Origin of the sequence: Pontibacter pudoricolor (assembly GCF_010092985.1) — a bacterium.
Lineage (GTDB): Bacteria > Bacteroidota > Bacteroidia > Cytophagales > Hymenobacteraceae > Pontibacter > Pontibacter pudoricolor.
Window position 1 is genome coordinate 1,672,723 of record NZ_CP048106.1, and the last position, 20,861, is coordinate 1,693,583.

Genomic DNA, 20,861 nt, shown 5'->3' on the forward strand with positions numbered 1-20,861 from the left:
ATAGTTACTTTTTGCTGGCTCTTGCATCCATCAGCTGCACGGCTTTTACCAGTTTTACGAACTCACCGCGGTTTCCGTCTTCATCTTTTCCGCGGGCCTGTTGCGCCAGTTCCAGCACCTGGTTATAGTTGGCTGATCCTTTAAATTTAGAATCGCGGAGCAACATACCATAAGCTGCCACCGCCGCCGAGAATCTATAGTTGTCGGATAGTTTTTCCGGAGCTATAGTTTGGGTGCTAACTATGGTTTGCAGCAGTTTGCTCTGGTCGCCGGCTGGTTCTTTGTAGCGCAGTTTCAAGGTAAGCAGTTCGTTGGTTGCAGCGGCTTTGGTGTTCAGTTTTGTTTCCTGGTATTTCAGTTCATCAACTTTCTGCAGCTCGGTTTTGCTGTTTTTGGCATTGGCAGGCACTATTTCGTAAAGCGCGGTTACACTATGGCCAGCGCCCATGTCACCGGCATCTTTCTGGTCGTTGTTAAAATCTTCGTTTTGCAGCGCGCGGTTCTCGTATCCGATCAGGCGGTACGCTTTTACGTGTGCCGGGTTAAACTCGAGTTGCAGCTTTACATCTTTGGCAATGGTAAACAGTGTGCCGCCAAACTCATTTACGAATACTTTTTTAGCTTCCAATATATTGTCGATGTAGGCATAGTTGCCGTTTCCTTTGTTAGCCAGCTGCTCCATGCGCGAGTCTTTCAGGTTGCCGGTTCCGAAACCCAGTACGGTCAGGAAAACGCCTGTTTCACGCTTCTTCTCGATCAGTCTTTCCAATTCGCCAGAGCTCGATACGCCCACGTTAAAATCGCCGTCTGTAGCAAGTATAACCCGGTTGTTTCCGCCTTTAATGAAATGCTTTTCTGCTTCCCGGTAAGCCTGGTTTATTCCAGCCGCTCCGGCGGTCGCTCCACCCGCTTCCAACGCTTCAATGGCTGCCAGCATTTCCGCTTTTTTGTTTGTTGATGGCAACACCAGTCCGGCAGCTCCGGCATACACCACAATCGCCACTTTATCCTGCGGGCGCAGTTGCTCCACCAGCATCTTAAATCCGGATTTAACCAACGGCAATTTATCCTGGCTCATCATCGAACCCGACACATCGATCAGGAATACAATGTTAGATGCCGGCAGGTTATCGGTCGGAATTTCTTTGCCCTGCAGGCCGATGTGCAGCAACAGGTTCTCCTTATTCCAGGGGCAGGCAGCCAGCTCCGTTGTTACCGAAAACGGATGTTCTTTGGTTGGTTGCGGGTAGTCGTAATCAAAGTAGTTGATCATTTCTTCGATGCGCACGGCATCCGCTGGTGGCAACTGCCCTTCGTTTATAAAGCGGCGCACGTTGCTGTATGATGCATTGTCCACGTCGATAGAGAAAGTTGAGAGCGGGTTCTTTTTAGCTTCCAGGAAAATACTTTCCGGCAGGTGCTGGTATTCTTCTGTGTTGAATACGGGCGGGGCGTAACCGAATGTTGCCTGATCTGCCATCACGGATACTCCAGCTACTTTGCCGGCTAAGGCTCTGCTTCTTCTGCCCTGGGCTGTAACTATTACTTCTTCCAGTTGTCGTCCATCAACTTCCAGGGCAACATTAATAACTGAGTCTTTTTTTATAGTTACATCTTTGCTCTTATAGCCAATGTAGCGGAACGACAGTGTCTTGTCAGAGGCTGAAACCAGCAATTTATAGTTCCCGGCTGCATCAGTAGCGACGCCTTTGTTTGTACCTTTTATAGTTACAGCAACGCCGGGCAGTGGCTGCGCTGTAGCATAATCTGTTACTTTACCGGTTATAGTTCTGGTCTGCGCTATAGTTGTGATGGATATCAGCAGCAAGCTGAAAACGAGTAAGTAGATGTGCTTTTTCATGGCTGTTCGTGTTTGGTTTCCCTCATGATGCAGCACGCCACACGATTCCATAAATAAATATTAAAAATTTTTAATTGATCGTTTTTGTGTTTCTTTAAATCTGGATCTCAGCACAATTATGTTTCTAAAGTTTTTCAAAAAGGCCGACCCACCCGACGACCTGCAGCTGGTGCAACAGTACCGGGCTACAGCCGATATGGATTGCCTTGGCGAGCTTTTTGAACGACATACCGAAATGGTGTACCTGGTTTGCCTGAAGTACCTGCGCGACGAGGAAGAAAGCAAAGATGCTACCATGCAGGTTTTCGAGAGCCTGACCGAGCTGTTGCTGAAACACGACATTGCTAATTTTAAAAGCTGGCTGCACGTTACCACTAAAAACCATTGCCTGATGCAGCTGCGGGCTAAAAAAGGAAAAGAACAGGTACGCTTAGAAGATGCCTCGCCGCCGTTTATGGAAAACAGCGATCTTTTTCATCTTAGTGATGCCGAGCAGAAAGAAGAGGACGAAAAGCTGCTGACACAGGGCCTGGAAACTTTGCCGCCAGAACAACGAACCTGTGTAGAGCTGTTTTACCTGCAGCAAAAGAGTTATAAAGAGATTGCCGGACAGACAGGCGGCGACCTGAACAAAGTAAAAAGTTACATACAAAACGGGAAACGGAACCTGAAACTATACATGGAGAAACACCATGAACCACGCTAACCACCACATACACTTCGGTGCAGACGGGCACCCGACCCTGGAATTGCTTCGGCAATACCAGGAAGGCTTGCTATCGTCTGCCCTGAGCCACCGGCTGGAGCGCCACCTGCTGGACTGTGAACTATGCACGGATATAGCCGAGGGCATGGCTTTATCAGATGCTACCCAAACCAAAGCTGCCGTTTCCGATATTAACCAGCGTTTAACTATATCTAAAGAAAAACACGGAACTGCAGCCTGGTATTCTGACTGGCGTGCCGTAGCCGCTGTATTTGTGCTTCTCTGTTCGGCTGTAATGGTATTTTATTATCAGTATACCAACTTACAAAATGGACCTGAAACTATAGTTGTAGAAAAAGCTACTGAAAAGCCTGAAACTATAGCTCCGGAGCCAACTATAAACTACGCGCCTCCTATTGCTACGCTGGATGCTGAGGTAACTGAAGAAGTAAAGCCCACTCAGCCTATAGATAAACCAAAACTGAATACAGCTAAAACTATAGTTGCTGCTGATCCGCTAGACAAGTTTATAGCTGGTGACGAAGTAATTCTGGATGAAGAAACTATAGCTAAAATTGCAGATGCAGATATAACTGAGTCGGTAGCTTTGGGAGAGGTTACATTTGATTTCAAAGCTGACAGCACAGCAACTATAGCTACTGTAAAACCAAAAGCCAGGGCAGCTACAGCCCCGCCAATGAGTCTTCAGCGCGCTTTGGAAGGACAAGTGGCCGGCGTTTCTGTTCAGCGAAACACCGATGGGTCCACTGTTATTCGGGGTAAAGTTACTGATACTGAAGGCTTCCCGTTGCCGGGCGTAATGGTGCAGGTTAAAGGAACTATGCAAGGCGTTTCTACAGATAAAGATGGCAACTTCTCGCTACAAATGCCTGAAGGTAAAAACATATTAACCTTCCGCTACATCGGCTTCGAAACCAAAGAGCAGCAAATTGAAAGCCCTTCTCAGTTACTGGCCATAAATCTTGAGCCAGATAACAAACAACTATCAGAAGTAGTGGTAACAGGTTACGGTATAAGCGCAGCTACTCCGGTTATAAAAAAGCCCGAGCCAACTATAGGCCGACGCGCCTACAAACTCTATTTAAAAAACGAGCAGCGCCCACTAAAAGCAACAACAAAAGGCAGAGCTATAGTTGGCTTTACTGTTTCTGAAAACGGTCAGTTAGAAAATGTGCGGGTATTACGTAGCCTGAATACTGAAGCCGATGCCGAAGCAATAAGATTAATACAGCAAGGTCCGGCCTGGGAGCCTGCCATGCAGAATGGAAATCCTGTGTCGCAGCAGGTGAAGGTAGTGGTTAGGTTTAGGTAAAAATAAAGTTATTCAACTCATTTTGTTTGCTGTTTAATACAACCAACAAAATGAGTTGAATTGTAACTATAGACTAGCTCTAACTCTAACATATTGTTTCAGTTTTCTCTCCTTTAACTTCTCAGGGCTAAAAACATACGTAAAGAAATCCTGGTAATTGTAGCCTGCAGCGCTAGTTAACGAAATTCTATTTGGACTGAAAGTACTTAAATCCTCGTTTTTCAAAAGCTTAGGGCTCAAGTTATACAGGAACTCCTCTGCATTAAAAGATGTAATATCTGCTGGAAGCTGTACCAACCAGGTGCTATAAAGTTTGCTCCTTTCAGAAGTTAAGATTAAAGAATAATAAGTCGGTTTTTCTTTAGGAAACTCAATACTGAAGTTTTTGAACGTTTTATTAACAATACTATAGTTTGGTTTGGTAACGGAGTTCAAATCAGTTGGTATATCTTTTACAATGTTATAGAAGAGATATAAATTTTGATTTTCATCGACAAGCCCCACTCTTAATTCGTACTCCTTAAAGATCTGGGATGGATACATTAGGTGATGAGAGGGTTTATCAAAATTTGGATAATTCGATCTAATACTTCCAGTATTATAAAGCTCTAATGGATCCGTATATGAATCTGCTTGCTGATAAGCGAATAAGTTTACTGAATGAAAAGTAAAACTTTGCGGCAATATAAAATTATGTTTCACCACATTCCCTGCCTCAGCTTGATCTACAATTACATCTCCGCTTGAGACTTCCTTAAAAAAGTATTTACCTAACTCTGGTAAAAGAAGATAGGTCATGCTGCTAGGCATTGTTCTGTCATAGTTCACTGAAAGCACACCCGAAGATTGTATACTGCTAAACCCATAGTTGTTAGTTGCGGCGAAGTACTTTCCATTGTATGGCTCAGAAACAGTATTGTCTACTGGCAAAGTATATCTTATAACACTTCTGCTTTTTGTTGAACTTGAATAAGTTTTTTCCAAATCAAAATTTTCGAATGCATCACTAATCTGCCAGTTATTTGGATCAACCTGAATAAAGGAATTAACTACAAAGTATGCCGGATCTATATCTGTGTATTTAGTAACAGTTGTAATATTGATTTTTTGCTGTTCAGACTTAACCTGCAATGTGTGAACAGGGACAGATGAGCTTAAAAGAGTATCTAGCAATAGTTTTCCATCCTGTTGGGAGATGAGCACTTCATATTCCGTAATGGACGGCGCCGGGGAATTAACTTTAATATTAAACTGATTCATGGATGCCGGCACAGGGTCTACGCTTTTATCACATCCTACTAAAAAAAGGCACATAAAACTCACATAGAGTAGTTTCGTTTTCATAGAGATTAGAATTGAGGTTAAAAGATCAATTAGTTCTTATTGTAAATCCAATGTTGGAGTATAAGATATCTTAATTGTATCAGGTCAATACTAAATAGAAGTCTTAAGCGAATATAGTATAATTTATTTATACCCTTTTTAACTATGTTCCAATAACTTTCCCATTTCAAAGCTGAAAGCATTAAAATAATTCGTATTATTTAATGATTTGCCATAAAGCAGGACCGTATAGCTACAAACACAAACAAACTTAACCTATGGAACACGAAGTAAAGCACGACCAGGACGACCTGCGTTTTTATATAGTAATAGACGAGGAAGAAGCCGAATTGACCTATAGTTACACCGAAGAAGAATACATGGACTTTGACCACACCTTTGTGCCGGAAAGTGCACGCGGACAAGGCATAGCCCATAAATTAGCGCGCCACGGCCTCGATTTTGCCCGCGAAAATAACTGCAAAGCTATTGCCTCCTGCCCTTCCGTAGAAGCCTTTGTAAAACGCAACCCCGAGTATAACGACATCATGGTGTGGCCTTAATTGGGGCGAGCAAACTATAGGTAATAAAAGCAGTTTCTGTATTCAAAATTTCGGATATTTGCCTGTAACTAATGCAAACACGCGCTGCACGTTAACCGGTGTTAGCCGCTAAAACTATACTATGAACGAAGAAATAAGAGAACTTGAGCCGAAAGCGCTCTGGAACTACTTCACCGACCTGAATGCCGTACCACGTCCGTCTAAAAAAGAAGAGCGGGTGATACAGTTTATGAAAGATTTTGGCAACAGCCTGGGCCTGGAAACGCAGGTAGATGAGATCGGAAATGTGATCATTAAAAAGCCGGCCACTGCTGGCATGGAAAACCGCCAGACCGTATTGCTGCAAAGCCACCTGGACATGGTACACCAGAAAAACGCCGACACTACTTTCGATTTCAATACACAAGGCATTGAAATGTTTGTGGAAGGCGACTGGGTAAAAGCAAAAGGCACCACGCTGGGCGCAGATAACGGTATTGGTGTGGCTACGATCATGGCCCTGTTGGCATCCGACAATATCCCGCACCCGCCACTGGAAGCTCTTTTTACCATAGACGAAGAAACCGGCATGACCGGTGCTCTTGGATTGAAAGGTGGTATGCTGGAAGCCTCTATCATGCTGAACCTGGATACCGAAGATGATACAGAACTAACGATTGGTTGTGCAGGCGGTGTAGATGTAACCGCAACCGGAACCTATAGTTCAGAGAATGCTGCTGCTAACAGCACAGGCTATCGCTTGAGCATTAAAGGTTTAACTGGTGGTCACTCAGGCATGGACATTCATTTGGGTCGTGGCAACGCGAACAAGCTGATGAACCGCATTTTGTACCTGGCTGCTGAGCAGTTTGGCGTGCAGGTTGCTGAGATTGATGGCGGCAGTTTACGCAATGCGATTCCCCGTGAGTCGTTTGCCATAGTTGCTGTGGCGCAGGACAAGGCTAAGGCTTTTGAAGAGTTTGTAGCTTCACAGAAAGACATTCTGAAAAAGGAATACAACACAACAGATCCGAACCTGGAAGTTGCCATTGAAACTACAGCTGCTCCAACACAGGTACTGGCCCAGGATTTCCAGTACAAATTACTACGCAGCATTTACGCCTGCCCGAACGGCATCTACCGTCTTAGCCCCGACATCGAGAACCTGGTGCAGACCTCGAACAACGTAGCCCGTGTGCTGGTAAAGAATGGCGAATACAGCATCCAATGCTTAACCCGCAGTTCTGTTGATTCTGAGAAAATGGACCTGGCCAATGCTATTAAATCAACTTTTGAGTTAGCAGGTGCTTCCGTTACGTTTAAGGGCCAATACCCGGGCTGGACACCACTTCCGGGCGCGGCAATCGTTCAGGTAATGAGCGACCTGTACCGCGAACTGTTTGATGGTGAGCCACATGTAAACGCATGTCACGCCGGTTTGGAGTGCGGTATAGTTGGGGGCAATTACCCGGGCATGGAAATGATCTCGTTTGGTCCGAATATTCGTGGCGCGCACTCCCCTGACGAAAAAGTGCAGATCAGTTCAGTACAGAAATACTGGGGCTTTTTGCTGGAAACGCTGGAGCGCATCCCGGTGAAAGTTTAAACCTTAACACTGAAGATTTAGTTATGAAAGCGCCTGCTACAACAGGCGCTTTCTTTTTATCTTTGCACCCATGAAAAACTGGATCATCCGTTATAGTTTCTTTTTTGCTGGTTTGTTGCTGTTTGGGTTTGCTAACGCGATGGCTGTGAAAGTTAAATACCTGGGCCTGCATCCCTGGGAAGTGCTGAATGTGGCTCTCTTTCAGAAATTTGGTTTTACTATTGGTACCTGGAGTGTGCTGGTGGGCCTGGTAGTGATAGTGATTGCCTGGTTCGTAAACCGCAAATACATTAACATTGGTACTTTCCTGAATACGCTGCTCATTGGCCCGTTTATGGACTTTTTCCTGTGGCTCGATTTTCTTCCGGAAGCTACCCATGGCTGGCAGGACTATGCGCTTTTGTTCATGGCTATACTTATCGGTAGCGTTGCGGGTGGTTTGTATGTATCAGGTGGCGTTGGTGCCGGCCCACGCGATGGGTTTATGCTTTCCTTATCTGAACGTACGCGCCTTACCGTAAGCCAGGCCCGGATAGTGGTAGAGTGCATTGTCCTTGTTATCGGTTTTTCGTTAGGTGGACCCATTGGTATTATCACGTTCCTTTACACATTTATACAAAGCCCATTGTTCCAGATCACGTTACGGTTCTTCCAGAAGCTTCGGATTTTCTTAACCGAGGAACCCGCTCCCGAAAAAGTACAGGTTAAACAGTAAGGTTTGTAAAAGTCTATAAATCAAAAACTACCCTCACCCCAATCCTCTCCTTCTGAAGAATCCCCCTGCCCAAAACGGGAAGGAAAATAAAAGTGGAGCTATAGTTCTATAGTTAAGTAACGCTGGCGCGAGCGTCCCCGCTCGTGCCTTAAAATGGTGTTGAGTCTCCTGACGCAACTGGCCCGGCAGGGGCAGGCATTGTCTGAACCGGGATTAAGTGAGATTTAAAGGATTTCTGGGATTGGGCTACTGCTTTAGTTGCAGCTAAAGTTTTATAGTTGGCTTTTTACCCCTTCCCAGCCTTCCCCTTCAAAAGAGGGTCCCTACCCCCAAAACAGGGAAAAGGAGCTTTACAGGTGTCGCTATTGTTTTGGATGTTATTCTATAGTTGGCGTTTTAACCCACCCCTGCCCCTCCCAAGAGGGGAATTTCTGTTGTTGCTATAGTTGGTAGCTATCGTTCTATAGTTACTGTTTGTCATCCCTTTGCCCCCTTCGAAGGGGGACTTTCTGCTACAACTTGTCCATCTGTCATTTCGACGAAAGGAGAAATCTGAATTAGCTATAGTTACAGACCAGGATCGGACAGGTCGTGACCTGTCCCTACGGAACTACCACCACGATAGAGCAATGCAACTATAACTTACCACTCAACCATAGTTTAGCTATCGAACTGATCACAGTCTTTGGGTTGAGCGCCTTTGCTTTGTTGCGGTGCCGCAAGGCAGCCCGAGGTACGAGGGTAGCAAGAAAGCAGCAGCGCGATGCCCTTAACGAGGGCCCCTACCCCCAAGACGGGGCCTCCCGGCCGTGAGGGCACCAAAGCCAACTATAGAAAGATAGGTAAGTGAGCTCCCAGGATTGAAGGTAACTATAGAAGAAAAGGCTTGGTTCGGATAGTAGAGTAGGAAACTATAGCACTCAGATTTCTCAAGAATGTTCGAAATGACAAAAGCCGAACTATAGCACTCAGATTTCTCATAACTGCGCCGGCTCTTTTCAATTATTACCCCAAGAATACACGAAAAGACAGAGAAGAACTATAAAACTATAAGCTTACATAACCTGTCCGAAATCTGGTGTTATTCGTTTAAATAACTGATAATCAAATTATATAACCAAATATTTAAGCCATGAACTTAACACACGATATGCACCGCGTGGAGCGATGGGCAGACACCCATCATCCCATCTGGCTCGACTTCTTAAGAATCGGACTTGGTATATTTCTGATGATAAAAGGCTTTATGTTTGTGCAGGACACAAGCGCACTTTTCAGTATAATGCAGAAAAGCCAGTTCCCATGGGTTTCTATCGGTCTTGCCCATTATGTGGCATTTGCGCATTTGGTAGGCGGTTTCCTGATCGCGATTGGCCTGATTACGAGAGTTGCTATTCTGTTTCAGATTCCGATACTACTGGGCGCTGTTTTCTTTGTAAACCCGGAACACGGTTTTTACTCTGAGAACACCGAACTCTGGTCATCTGTTATTGTACTGCTGTTGCTGATCGGTTTTCTTATTTTTGGCTCCGGTCGCTTCTCAGTAGACCACCTCATCCGTAAACCACAAAACGACTGGCTTTATTAAGTTAGAAAGTTAAAAAGTTTAGAAGTTAGAAAGGTGTAGAGACGCAATATTTTGCGTCTTGGCGGCTACGAAGCTTAAATCCTGTTAATCCTGTAATCTTGTAAATCCTGATTCAGACAATTAAACCATAAAACCATTTAGCAATTTAGCCATCTAACAATTAACAATTAAATCTCTTTTTCTCATTTTTGTAAAGATGCGTATGGTACATTTGTGTATCTGCTAACGCCTGCAAAAGATGAAAGAGATGGCTGAGAAATACCTGTTGCTGAACGGCAAAAAATTCTATTACGATGAGATAGCGGAATATTCGTTCCGGAACAGCATTGAGCTTAACGGCTACGAAGCAAAAACACTGGAATTCTGCCGTAGCTGGCTCAATGGCGTGCAGGAATTTCCGATACAGACCTCCGGCTCAACAGGTACGCCTAAAACGATAAACCTTACCCGCAGGCAACTCGAATCCAGTGCCCGCAAAACGATAAAGATACTTAACCTGCAGCCAGGCGATGCTACACTGGTATGCCTCAATACAGAGTACATAGCAGGAATGATGATGCTGGCACGCGGCTTTATGGCCGAAATGCAGATGACCATAGTGGAGCCGATCAGTAACCCGCTGAAACTGGTGCCGGAAGGAATGCTGTTTGACTTCGCTTCTTTTGTTCCGATGCAGCTGCAGAAGATTTTACAGGATACCCCTGAAAACGTGCCGCTCCTGAATCACATGAAAGGTATATTAATTGGCGGCGCACCTGTAAACTTTACCCTGCAGCGCGAACTACAGCAATTAACCGTACCGGTTTATCACACCTACGGCATGACGGAAACCGCATCGCATGTGGCGCTTCGGCTACTGAATGGCCCTGATGCTGCTGTGTATTATGATGGCCTGGATAACATACGTCTGGGGCTTGATAACCGCGGCTGCCTGACCATACAAGGTGACGTAACCAACAACGAGCTTATAATTACCAACGATCTTGTAGAACTACTCACCCCTACCCGTTTCCGCTGGATTGGCCGCGTAGATAATACCATAAACTCGGGTGGAGTAAAAGTGCAGAGCGAGATAGTAGAAGTAGCAGTAGCCGAAGCCCTGGCAGACATGGACCCGATGCCGCGCTTTTTTGTCGCCTCACAGCCCGACGAGTTGCTGGGTGAACACGTAATTCTAGTTATAGAAACAGAGCCACTTTCTGAAGCTGCTGAGAAGGAACTGAAAAGCCGTATAAAGCCGCTGCTGAAAAAGTTTGAACGCCCAAAAAAGTACTATTACTGCCCTGCCTTCACCGAAACAGCAACCGGAAAAATATCGAAGCAACGTACCCTGCGCAAACTGGGCCTGGAGGTAATCTAACGCACACTTTTTAAACAGTTGCTTTAAGTAAGCGTACTAGCGGGTATACCAAAAGATAAAATCATGCGGCTTATACTTCGCTATACCTTCGTGCTGTTTATAGTTGCTGCCCTGCAAAGCTGCGGCACTTTGTTCACACCTAAAGGCCCTGTAGAACTAAAACAGGTCTGGGCATCTGATAACACGCTGCGCACCCCGGAATCTGTACTATACGACCCGGAACGGAACATGCTGTACGTATCCAACATCAACCAGAGCAAAGACCGCAAAGACGGCGATGGCTTTATTTCCAAACTTAACCCGCAGGGCGAGATAGAAGAACTACACTGGGTAACCGGCCTTAACAACCCTAAGGGTATGGCCCTGCATAACAACGTGCTCTATGTTTCGGATGTGGATGAAGTGGTAACGATAGCTGTACAGACCGGGGCTATACTTGGCCGTTACAAAGCTGAAAAATCGGAAGCGCTGAATGATGTTACCGTGGATGATGAGGGCAATGTATACATATCGGATATGGAAGAGAAAGCTATTTACCAGATGCGGAACGGGCGCATTACCAGATGGCTCGACACCAAACGCGAAAAACCAAATGGCCTTTATATTGATGGTAACCGTTTAGTAGTTGCCTTTATGAGCAGCGGTGAAGTGCGCACACTGGACACAGAAACAAAAGAATTTGGAGACCTGACAGATAAGATCAATAACGCAGATGGCATAACCAAAGCAGGCTCGGACGGCTATTTTGTATCGAACTGGGATGGGGAGATCTATTATGTGAACATGGAAGGCAAGAAGTGGAAAATACTGGACACCAAGGCCAAAAATGTAAACGCCGCCGATATAACTTATTCCGAAGAGACAAAATTATTATATGTTCCTACCTTCCGGGACAATAGAGTAGTAGCTTACTCCGTTACTTACTAGAGAGTCTATTTTCATGATGAGGGGCAACCGGCTTTAGCGCTGGTTGCCCTTTGTTTTGTCAGGCAGGTTATAGTGCGGCAGAGTTATATGAAATAAATATTCACAGAACTATAAAACTGGCCCTAAAAATGCAGTAGCGGTGGCTATACATGTACTTTAAACTGTGAGCTATTTATGAAGATGAAACAAACGTATGTATGGGCTATAGTTGCCGCAGTTCCGTTTATGATGCAGGTGTTACCGGCTAAAGCACAGACACAGGAGAAAACGACGGTAGCCACCGAAAAAGAGCACGAACCACATACCGCCTGCACCAACGACTCCGAAACGTTATCCGGTCTTTTCCTGACACCAGCCCCCAAAGGAACTTTTAAACTTGATTTTGAGCAGCAGCTGAAAGAAGATGCCGTGCTTGCCATTATCAACACTAAAGGCCAGAAAGTTTATGAAAAGCCGGTGAGCACAGCCAAGCAACAGAAAGCCTGGAGTTATAATGTTGGAAAATTAAGGCCCGGCACCTACCTGGTAGAAGTAAAGACTTCGGATACCACGTACTGGACCAAATTCAAGATCGGAAAGTAAAAAGAAACTATAGTTAGCCTAAAAACACCGGCCTTGCAGCCTTAAATGCAAGGCCGGTGTTATTATAGTTATACCTGGCTCCACTGCTGCACTACATGGTAAAGCAACGAAGCGCCCAGTTTAGCAGTCCGGTTATCAATATCAAGTTTCGGGTTAAGCTCTACAATATCCAGCGTCAGTAATTTGCCACTGTTGATGATCTCCTGCAGCAGCAGCAGCACTATTTCCGGGTTTACACCCAGCGCAGCCGGAGCGCTTACACCGGGCGCATAAGCAGCCGCAAACACATCCATGTCTATAGTTACATATAATACATCCACCAAAGCCATAAACTGCTGTAGTTTTTCCTGAAGGTTCTGGAAGTTGTATACCTGCATGGCTGGCGCAAACACATAATCTGCCCCGTAGCTCTCTGCCGTGTTAAACAGTTTCTGCGTGTTACCCGACTGTTGTATACCCAAACACAGGTAATTAAAATCGATGTTTTCAGCAGCCAGGTCATCGGCTATCTGCAGAAATGGTGTGCCGGAACTTGCCTGTTTTTCATAGCTGCGAAGATCAAAATGCGCATCGAAGTTTATGATACCCAGCTGCTGCCCTTCCGGTAAGGCTTGTTTGATGCCTAAAAAGTGCCCATAAGAAGTTTCGTGACCTCCGCCCAGAACTATAGTTTTATAGGTATTAGCCAGCAAAGCATGCACTTTTTTACCTAACTGCTTCTGGGCCTCTTCCAAATTCTGGTTCGTACAGAATATATCGCCGGCATCAAACAGCATCACATCTTCATCCAGATGCCACGCAAACGATGCCATGGCCTGCCGCAACGCTGCCGGACCATCAACTGCTCCTTCCCTGCCCTGGTTACGTCGTACACCTTCGTCGCAGCAAAAACCCAGCATCGCAATTGCCTGTGTGGCATCAGCAGGTTCCACTTCATTGGTCAGGTTCAGTAGCTTAATGCCCTGGTGCCAGCGCTTCCCTTCTTCGCCATCAAGTGCATCTACTCTTCCTTTCCAGGTTCCGGTTGCCGTGGGTTTATACATGTTAATTGCTGAAGGTTAAATTGTTAATTGTTAAATAAAGAAGGTTAAACTTCCCTTTTGCTGGCGCGAGTTTGCAACTCATGTCTTTGTATGATGTTGCGTTTGTAACTCAACTGGGCCAGAAGCCCAACTATAGTTCGACACGAGCGAGGCGTTTGCGCCATATAAGTTATACTCTTTTACCCTGCTTCCAGACTATAGTTGGTTTCAGCTTGCCCTGGAAGTATAGTATCTCTTTATAGTTACTGGTATCGAATGCGATCATATCGGCCACCTGTTCTTTTGCCAGGCATCCGCGGTCTTTTATATGCAAGGCTTTAGCGGCGCGGGTGGTAACAGCGGCAAGCGTTTCGGCTATAGTTAGCTTTTCCGATGCTCCAATCAAAGCGGCCTGCATCAACAGGTCACCCATCGGCGCAGAGCCCGGGTTCCAGTCAGTAGCGATGGCAACACAAAGCCCTCCGTCCAGCATTTTACGGGCTGGGGCATAATGCATCCCTAGCCCCACCGAAGCACCAGGCAACACGGTGGCTACCACACCAGCATCTTTTAACATAGCAATTTCCGCTTCTCCGCTCGCTTCCAGGTGGTCGGCACTGATAGCACCTACCTCGGCTGCTACTCTACTCCCATCCGTGCTAAACTGATCTGCGTGTACCGTAATATCAAAGCCCATTTCTTTAGCCGCAAGCAGATATTCCATTGATTCTGCCTCATTAAAAGCGGTGTCCTCAATAAATATATCTACACGGTTAGCCAGGTCCTGCTCTTTAATTTTTGGTAGCAGATTTTCCAGTACGTGTTGCAGGTATAGTTTAGAATCTGTGTATTCCGGTGGGCGCATATGGGCTGCCAGACACGTTGGCACCAGATCAATTTTATGGTGAGTGTTTACCAGTTTGATAGCCTCCAGCATCTTCAGTTCTTCCTCAACGGTCAGCCCATAGCCGCTTTTTACTTCGCAGGTAGTAACACCTTCATTCAGATGCCTGTCGCAGCGTTTCTTTAGCAGGTCCACCAGTTCTATAACTGTCGCTTCTCGGGTTTTGCGCACGCTATCCAGTATGCCGCCGCCGCTTCGGGCAATCTCCAGGTACGATTTTCCGGCTACCCGCATGGCATAGTCGTTGGCCCGGGAGCCGGCAAAACAGATGTGCGTATGGGCATCTATCAGTCCAGGCAAAAGCACCTTTGGTTCGGTTATCTTTTCAATCTTATAGTGCTCTTCCTGCGCTACTTTCAGCAGTATATTATACTTCCCTACCAGCTTGATCTTCCCATCACAAATTACAATCCCGCCATCTTCCAGCACTTCCAGTTCATCATCGGTAATTGGTCCGCTTTCCGGCAGGTTTGCCATGGTCAGTATTTGGGTAAATGGGCCGATTAAGGTATAATTTTCGTGGTGGGTCATAGTTTTGATGGATGTAACTGCAGTGTCTTTTACACTTTTACTGATTAATAATTTAAAAACTCATTCAGCCTGATAAAGCAGAAAATCCCTTCCCTGTTTTGAGAGAAGGGATTTTCGGTTTATAGTTTCAGTCCGAATTTCTCAGCATTTTCCTGAGCGGTTTCATACCCGGCGTCGGCGTGGCGGAAGATACCCATGGCCGGGTCGTTGTGCAGCACGCGGCTCAGGCAGCGGTCGGCACGCTCGGTCCCATCGGCCAGAATAACCATACCGGCATGTTGCGAATAGCCTATACCTACACCGCCACCGTGGTGGAACGATACCCAGGTGGCGCCACCAGCCGTGTTCGACATCAGGTTCAGCAACGGCCAGTCAGACACCGCATCAGAACCATCCAGCATCCCTTCGGTTTCGCGATAAGGCGAGGCTACGGAACCGCAGTCCAGGTGGTCGCGACCAATCACGATAGGCGCTTTTACTTTGCCATCACGCACCAGTTGGTTGAACATCAGACCAGCTTTCTCGCGCTCGCCCATGCCCAGCCAGCAGATACGGCAAGGCAGTCCCTGGAACGCTACTTTCTCTTCGGCCTCATCCAGCCAGTTAATCATGTGCGTGTTCTCCGGAAACAGTTCTTTCAGGGCAGCATCCGTTACTTTTATATCTTCCGGATCGCCGGATAAGGCAGCCCAGCGGAACGGGCCTTTGCCTTCGCAGAACAGTGGACGCATGTATTCCGGCACGAAGCCTGGTATGTTAAAGGCATTTTTCTCGCCGCCCTGCTGTGCAAATTCGCGCAGGTTGTTGCCATAATCAAACGTGCGACTGCCACGCTTCTGCAATTCCAGCATAAAACCTACGTGGCGCGCCATGCTCTTCAGCGAACGGGCTTTGTATTCCTGCGGATCGCTTTCGCGGAGTGCTTTGGCTTCTTCCAAAGTTAAGCCGTTTGGTACGTAGCCGTTGATCGGGTCGTGCGCTGAAGTTTGGTCCGTTAAAATTTCCGGGGTAATGTTATCCTGTATCAGTCTTTCGAGCACATCGCCTATGTCTCCAACTAAACCGATAGAGATTGCTTCGCCTTTTTCTTTGGCTTCCAGTGCCCAGCGGATAGCTTCTTCGTAGTTGTAGGTCATTTTGTCGATGTAGCGGGTTTCCAGGCGCTTTTTAATGCGATCCGGGTCAATATCCACACCCAGGAACGTAGCGCCGGCTATAGTTGCCGCCAGAGGCTGTGCGCCCCCATACCGCCAAGTCCGCCGGTTACCAGCAGTTTGTGGCGCAGGTCGCCGTTAAAGTGTATTCTTCCGCAGGCTGCAAACGTTTCGTACGTTCCCTGCAAAATGCCCTGTGTCCCAATATAGATCCAGCTGCCGGCCGTCATCTGCCCGTACATCATCAGGCCACGCTCGCGCAGCTCGTTAAAATGCTCCCAGGTAGCCCAATGCGGCACCAGGTTAGAGTTAGCGATCAAAACACGTGGCGCCTCAGCATGCGTTCTAACTTTACCTACCGGCTTACCTGACTGCACCAGCAAACTCTCGTCTTCTTCCAGGTTTAGCAGCACCTCAATTATTTTCTGCGCATCGGCTACCGTGCGTGCTGCCTGGCCTATACCGCCGTACACAACCAAACGACTTGGGTCTTCGGCTACTTCATCGGTCAGGTTGTTGAGGAACATGCGTAGCGCGGCTTCGCACTGCCAGTTTTTGGCGTTGAGTACCGGACCGGTTGGCGGAATGTAAGTAGGGTGGTTGGCGTATTTCTGAATAAACTCGCTAACCGATAAACCGGAGCGTTGTATAGTTGCAGTTTCTGGTGCAGTATTCATAGTTAATTTTACTGTAGATTGTCCTTCAATATTCTTAAAAATAAAGCAGAAAGGGTAACAAAATCGTGCTTAATTTCAGCTTCCAACTAATATTTCAACCTGTAAGCCCATGTTTCACCTGCCTATTACGTCGTTAAAGTCCCAGTTCGGTGATATTGACATTTACCTGTTCGACCAGCTGCTGAAGGGACACATTCAGAAAGGTATGAAACTGCTGGACGCCGGCTGCGGCAATGGCAGAAATGTTTACTACCTGATGCAGGCGGGTGTAAAAGTATATGGTGCCGATGTTTCGGAGGCTGCTATACAACGCATGCAGCAACTGGCTAAGGAACTTGCTCCTACCTTGCCCAAGCGCAATTTTATAGTTGCCGATCTGGAACATTTACCTTTTCAAAACGATGTGTTTGATGTAGTGATCTGCAGTGCTGTGCTCCATTTTGCCAGAAGCGAAGACCATTTCAAAACTATAGTTGAACAACTATGGCGGGTATTAAAGCCAGGCGGTATGTTGTTCTGCAGGTTTAGTACAACTATAGGTCTGGAAGGTAAACTACAGCAAGTGGAAGGTAAATTTTACCACATGGCGCATGGGCCGGTCTGGTTTCTGGCTGATGCAGAAATGCTGAACCAACTGGAAAAGCAACTTGGTGCTGAAAGAGCAGATCCGCTCAAAACAACTATAGTGGAACAGGACAGAAGCATGACAACCTGGGTATTGAGGAAAGAGTAGTTTCATGGCGCGAGCGTCTTCGCTCGTGTCGAACTATAGTTGGGCGTCCCGCCCATTTTAAATATATGTAATTTTCGCTGTTCCGGACATCCTTGTCTGGAACTAACTCTGCTGCGGACTTCCTAGTCCGCGTTATTCGTAACACGGGGATTAGGAAATCCCCGGCAGATGGCTTTCGGACAAGGATGTCCGAAAGAGCGCTATGCTCAATTACCTATAGTTGTAATAAAGAGGCCAGAGGCACCGCAATAATTCGTCACGAGCGAGGATGCTCGCGCCATGGTATATAAATTATTATTTACGCCATTTCCACAAAATCAGCGCTTCGTTTTATCTGCATAAAATGGTTTGCCAACTCTTCCGGCAACGCAGCCAATTTGCGCTTCAGTACATCTATCCAGGCGCCTTCCACTACAATTACAGCAGCCTTCACACCATCCTCTTTAAACAGCTCATGGCGAATAGACCAGCGGGAGCCGTCTTTTTTGGCTTTGATAAGCTCTGTAGTTACGGTTAAGGTTTCATTTACGCCTACCTCGCGCAGGTAGGTAGTTTCTTCCCTGAAAAGGATAGGGCCGATGTGAAGCTTCTGGAATACTTTCATGCTCAGTCCCATTTCATCTAAAATTTCGATGCGGGCCTGGGCTGCAAAATCGGCGTAGGCAGAGTGGCGCATGTGCATGTTGGCATCCAGGTGCGACCACATTACTTTGCCTTTATAGGTATGGCTCATGGTTTGGTTTTACCTCCCCCTGCCCCCTCCTAACAACAGGAGGGGGTGAAGAGAAGTGTTATGTTAGGTTAAAAGTATTTCGAATTAAAAATAGATAAATCAGAATCAATCAACTATAGCCCATCACAAAATCCCCCTCCTGTTGTTAGGAGGGGGTTAGGGGAAGGTATTACAAACTTGCCATGTCTATCACGAACCTGTACTTTACATCGCTGCGCAGCATGCGTTCGTAGGCATTATTAATCTCAGAGATCGGGATCAGTTCAATGTCTGACATGATGTTGTGCTCGGCACAGAAATCCAGCATTTCCTGCGTTTCGGCTATGCCCCCGATCATAGAACCGGCCAGGCGCTTGCGCCGTGCAATCAAGCTGAAACCTGCCACAGGAGATGGTTCCGGCGGCGCACCCAGCAGTATCATCGTTCCATCGCGCTTCAGCATCGACAGGTACAGATTATAGTCGTGCGGAGCAGATACGGTATCAATAATAAAGTCGAAGGAGTTGCGCAGGCTTTTCAGGGTTTCCGGATCTTTTGTAACGGCAAAATTATGTGCTCCCAGATCCCTGGCATCCTGCTCTTTGTTTGGCGATGTGCTCAGCACGGTTACATCGGCACCTTTGGCAGCTGCAATTTTTACCGCCATGTGGCCCAGGCCGCCCAAACCAACTATACCCACTTTGTGGCCTTTACCTATTTGCCATTGCATAATGGGTGAGTAGGTCGTGATGCCGGCACAAAGCAACGGAGCCGTACGGGCCAGGTCCAGGTTCTTTGGCACTTTTAATGTATAGTTCTCATCCACCACAATATGCGAAGAATACCCGCCGTAGGTTATAGTTTTGCCATCGCGTTCGTAGCTGCTATAGGTACCTACATTCTGCACTTCGCAATACTGTTCCAGGCCTTCGCGGCAACTATGGCACTCGCGGCATGAGTCTACAAAACAGCCTACACCGGCCAGGTCGCCCTCTTTAAATTTCTTTACTTTGCTGCCTACTTTAGTTACTACCCCCACAATCTCGTGGCCCGGAACGAGCGGGTACATGGCGCCGCCCCACTCATTGCGCACCTGGTGCAGGTCTGAGTGGCAAACACCGCAGTATTTAATTTCAATCAGTACATCGTGCTCCCCTACTTCGCGGCGTTCCAGGCTCCAGGGAGCCAACGGGCTTTCCGCATCAAAGGCAGCATAAGCTTTTGCTTGATTCATAGTTTATAGTTTAGTGGTTGATATTAACGTTAACAGGCTCGTGGCTTACTTGTTATTGTTTACTATAAAACAAGCCACAATTTATAGCTGCCAGCCTATAGTTAGCAGGTACAAATTGTGGCTATGGTTTTGCCTGTAAACAGGTTATTTTTTAAGCGACAGCACGTAGCGGGCCATTTCTTTGGCATCGCTCTGGCTTAGGTCGGCATGCGGAGGCATTGGTATCTCGCCCCAAACACCTGCTCCGCCTTTAATTATCTTCTGTGCCAGGTAATCTACGTTCTTATCGTTGAATTCGTATTTCTCAGCCACATCTACATAAGCCGGACCTACAACTTTGCGCTCGTTATTGTGGCAGGCAGTACAATCAGACTTAGAGATCAGGGTCATACCCAGCTCGTACTCGTTCTTCTTAGGTTCCGCAGCGGCAACAGCACCAGAGTCAGTCATGTCGTTGATGGCTGCATCAGCACCTACTTTTGTTTGTGTTGTAACAGGTCTTTCCTGGGCAGCAGTAGCTACTGAATCCTTATAATCCTGTGTGTAATACGCGTCGTATTCTGATTTTTTGTTTCCGCAGGATACCAGGAGCGCAGCACAGGCCACAGAGAGAATCACCTTCTTCATAGTTGTTCTTATTATTTTAATTGTTTTACACTTTACGTTTGTCGTTGGTGTGTGTTCAAAAATGGATGACCAGATTAGGTTTGGGGCAAGTTAGGAGGATTAAATCATTTGGAAAACTATTGCAGCTAAACTTTGCCTGTTAAGAGAGAAGAGGATATAAAACTTTCATTTAAAAACTCATAAAGCACAATCCGACCTCAAGAAAATCAGACTGACAATAAAACATCTTTAAAACAAAACACCCCGCAGAACCTGGTTCAACGGGGTGTTTATAGTTCATCGTTTAACTATAGTTATGATCTCATAATTTCCTGCACATCGATCTTATCCAGGTAAGGCTCAAAAATAGCTACCGAATGTATCTGCTGCCTGAACGAACCATAAACCTGAATGCTGTCTCCGGACCAGAGTTCAATAAACGAGTTATTAACTTTATAAAGTGTTACCAGCCACTGGTTATAGTTTCGCTGGGCTACAACTGTACCGTTTTGAGCTATAATCTCTGCCTGCTTCCTGAACGGAAGCCTCTCAAACATGGAATATTCCAGCATCCTGCTCTGTTTAAAGTGTCTTAAAGATAAGAATCTGTAACAGAAATTAGTTTCATTCTGGTGTGTTAGCTATACGCTGCAGGGTTGGTACCAGACTTAAAAATTAAGCGCCTTTTCCGACATTAGAAAACACTAAAATCAAATATTCAGGATTCGATATTAAACCTTGTGGC

Annotated in this window: 18 protein-coding genes and 1 pseudogene; 10 read left to right on the plus strand and 9 right to left on the minus strand. The window is 46.4% G+C overall.

What is annotated here, in order from left to right:
* Positions 1–4: 4 nt before the first annotated feature.
* Entirely contained in the window at positions 5–1,861 is a 1,857-nt protein-coding gene (locus GSQ66_RS07175) for a YfbK domain-containing protein (protein ID WP_162426837.1), read from the minus strand.
* A gap of 118 nt (positions 1,862–1,979) precedes the next feature.
* On the opposite strand from GSQ66_RS07175, the gene GSQ66_RS07180 reads away from it, so the two are divergent.
* The gene (locus GSQ66_RS07180; RefSeq protein WP_162426838.1) at positions 1,980–2,567 is read left to right on the plus strand and encodes an RNA polymerase sigma factor; all 588 of its coding nucleotides are present in this window, start codon (positions 1,980–1,982) and stop codon (positions 2,565–2,567) included.
* On the plus strand, positions 2,554–3,900 hold the full coding sequence (locus GSQ66_RS07185; RefSeq protein WP_162426839.1) for an energy transducer TonB: 1,347 nt from the start codon (positions 2,554–2,556) through the stop codon (positions 3,898–3,900). The genes GSQ66_RS07180 and GSQ66_RS07185 overlap by 14 nt, the downstream gene beginning before the upstream one ends.
* 66 nt (positions 3,901–3,966) lie before the next feature.
* On the opposite strand, the gene GSQ66_RS07190 is transcribed toward GSQ66_RS07185, so the two are convergent.
* Entirely contained in the window at positions 3,967–5,244 is a 1,278-nt protein-coding gene (locus GSQ66_RS07190; protein ID WP_162426840.1) for a hypothetical protein, read from the minus strand.
* Between the two features lie 257 nt (positions 5,245–5,501).
* Between GSQ66_RS07190 and GSQ66_RS07195 the strand changes: the two genes are divergently transcribed.
* The 7 genes from GSQ66_RS07195 (at position 5,502) to GSQ66_RS07225 (ending at position 12,543) form a co-directional block, all read left to right on the plus strand.
* Positions 5,502–5,786, plus strand: a complete 285-nt coding sequence (locus GSQ66_RS07195; RefSeq protein ID WP_162426841.1) for a GNAT family N-acetyltransferase — start codon at positions 5,502–5,504, stop codon at positions 5,784–5,786.
* 121 nt (positions 5,787–5,907) lie between these two features.
* Positions 5,908–7,371 carry an aminoacyl-histidine dipeptidase gene (locus GSQ66_RS07200; RefSeq protein WP_162426842.1) on the plus strand — a complete coding sequence of 488 codons (1,464 nt, stop codon included), beginning with the start codon at positions 5,908–5,910 and terminating at the stop codon, positions 7,369–7,371.
* Positions 7,372–7,441: 70 nt separating this feature from the next.
* Complete coding sequence (locus GSQ66_RS07205; protein ID WP_162426843.1) at positions 7,442–8,086, plus strand: YczE/YyaS/YitT family protein; 645 nt, start codon at positions 7,442–7,444, stop codon at positions 8,084–8,086.
* 1,132 nt (positions 8,087–9,218) lie between these two features.
* A complete protein-coding gene (locus GSQ66_RS07210) occupies positions 9,219–9,674 on the plus strand; it encodes a DoxX family protein (protein WP_162426844.1) in 456 nt (151 codons plus the stop codon).
* Positions 9,675–9,912: 238 nt separating this feature from the next.
* Positions 9,913–11,034: an AMP-binding protein gene (locus tag GSQ66_RS07215; protein ID WP_238395856.1), complete on the plus strand. Its 1,122-nt coding sequence runs from the start codon at positions 9,913–9,915 to the stop codon at positions 11,032–11,034.
* A gap of 63 nt (positions 11,035–11,097) precedes the next feature.
* Positions 11,098–11,961 carry an SMP-30/gluconolactonase/LRE family protein gene (locus GSQ66_RS07220; protein WP_162426845.1) on the plus strand — a complete coding sequence of 288 codons (864 nt, stop codon included), beginning with the start codon at positions 11,098–11,100 and terminating at the stop codon, positions 11,959–11,961.
* Positions 11,962–12,135: 174 nt separating this feature from the next.
* Positions 12,136–12,543: a T9SS type A sorting domain-containing protein gene (locus GSQ66_RS07225; protein ID WP_162426846.1), complete on the plus strand. Its 408-nt coding sequence runs from the start codon at positions 12,136–12,138 to the stop codon at positions 12,541–12,543.
* 68 nt (positions 12,544–12,611) lie between these two features.
* Here the strand turns inward: GSQ66_RS07225 and hutG are convergent, their stop codons facing one another.
* From hutG to hutU, 3 genes and pseudogenes are all read right to left on the minus strand, one after another.
* On the minus strand, positions 12,612–13,586 hold the full coding sequence (gene hutG / locus GSQ66_RS07230) for a formimidoylglutamase (RefSeq protein WP_162426847.1): 975 nt from the start codon (positions 13,584–13,586) through the stop codon (positions 12,612–12,614).
* Positions 13,587–13,755: 169 nt separating this feature from the next.
* Complete coding sequence (hutI, locus tag GSQ66_RS07235) at positions 13,756–15,000, minus strand: imidazolonepropionase (RefSeq protein WP_162426848.1); 1,245 nt, start codon at positions 14,998–15,000, stop codon at positions 13,756–13,758.
* Between the two features lie 119 nt (positions 15,001–15,119).
* Positions 15,120–16,831: pseudogene (gene hutU, locus GSQ66_RS07240) on the minus strand (urocanate hydratase).
* A 109-nt stretch (positions 16,832–16,940) separates the two neighbouring features.
* Here hutU and GSQ66_RS07245 point away from each other — a divergent pair.
* The gene (locus GSQ66_RS07245) at positions 16,941–17,564 is read left to right on the plus strand and encodes a class I SAM-dependent methyltransferase (protein WP_162426849.1); all 624 of its coding nucleotides are present in this window, start codon (positions 16,941–16,943) and stop codon (positions 17,562–17,564) included.
* A gap of 298 nt (positions 17,565–17,862) precedes the next feature.
* On the opposite strand, the gene GSQ66_RS07250 is transcribed toward GSQ66_RS07245, so the two are convergent.
* From GSQ66_RS07250 to GSQ66_RS07265, 4 genes are all read right to left on the minus strand, one after another.
* Positions 17,863–18,297 (minus strand): acyl-CoA thioesterase, encoded by a 435-nt coding sequence (locus GSQ66_RS07250; protein WP_238395857.1) that lies wholly within the window; start codon positions 18,295–18,297, stop codon positions 17,863–17,865.
* 169 nt (positions 18,298–18,466) lie between these two features.
* Positions 18,467–19,510 (minus strand): NAD(P)-dependent alcohol dehydrogenase, encoded by a 1,044-nt coding sequence (locus GSQ66_RS07255; protein ID WP_162426850.1) that lies wholly within the window; start codon positions 19,508–19,510, stop codon positions 18,467–18,469.
* A 144-nt stretch (positions 19,511–19,654) separates the two neighbouring features.
* A complete protein-coding gene (locus tag GSQ66_RS07260; protein ID WP_162426851.1) occupies positions 19,655–20,137 on the minus strand; it encodes a c-type cytochrome in 483 nt (160 codons plus the stop codon).
* Between the two features lie 293 nt (positions 20,138–20,430).
* The gene (locus GSQ66_RS07265) at positions 20,431–20,688 is read right to left on the minus strand and encodes a hypothetical protein (protein WP_162426852.1); all 258 of its coding nucleotides are present in this window, start codon (positions 20,686–20,688) and stop codon (positions 20,431–20,433) included.
* Positions 20,689–20,861 lie beyond the last annotated feature (173 nt).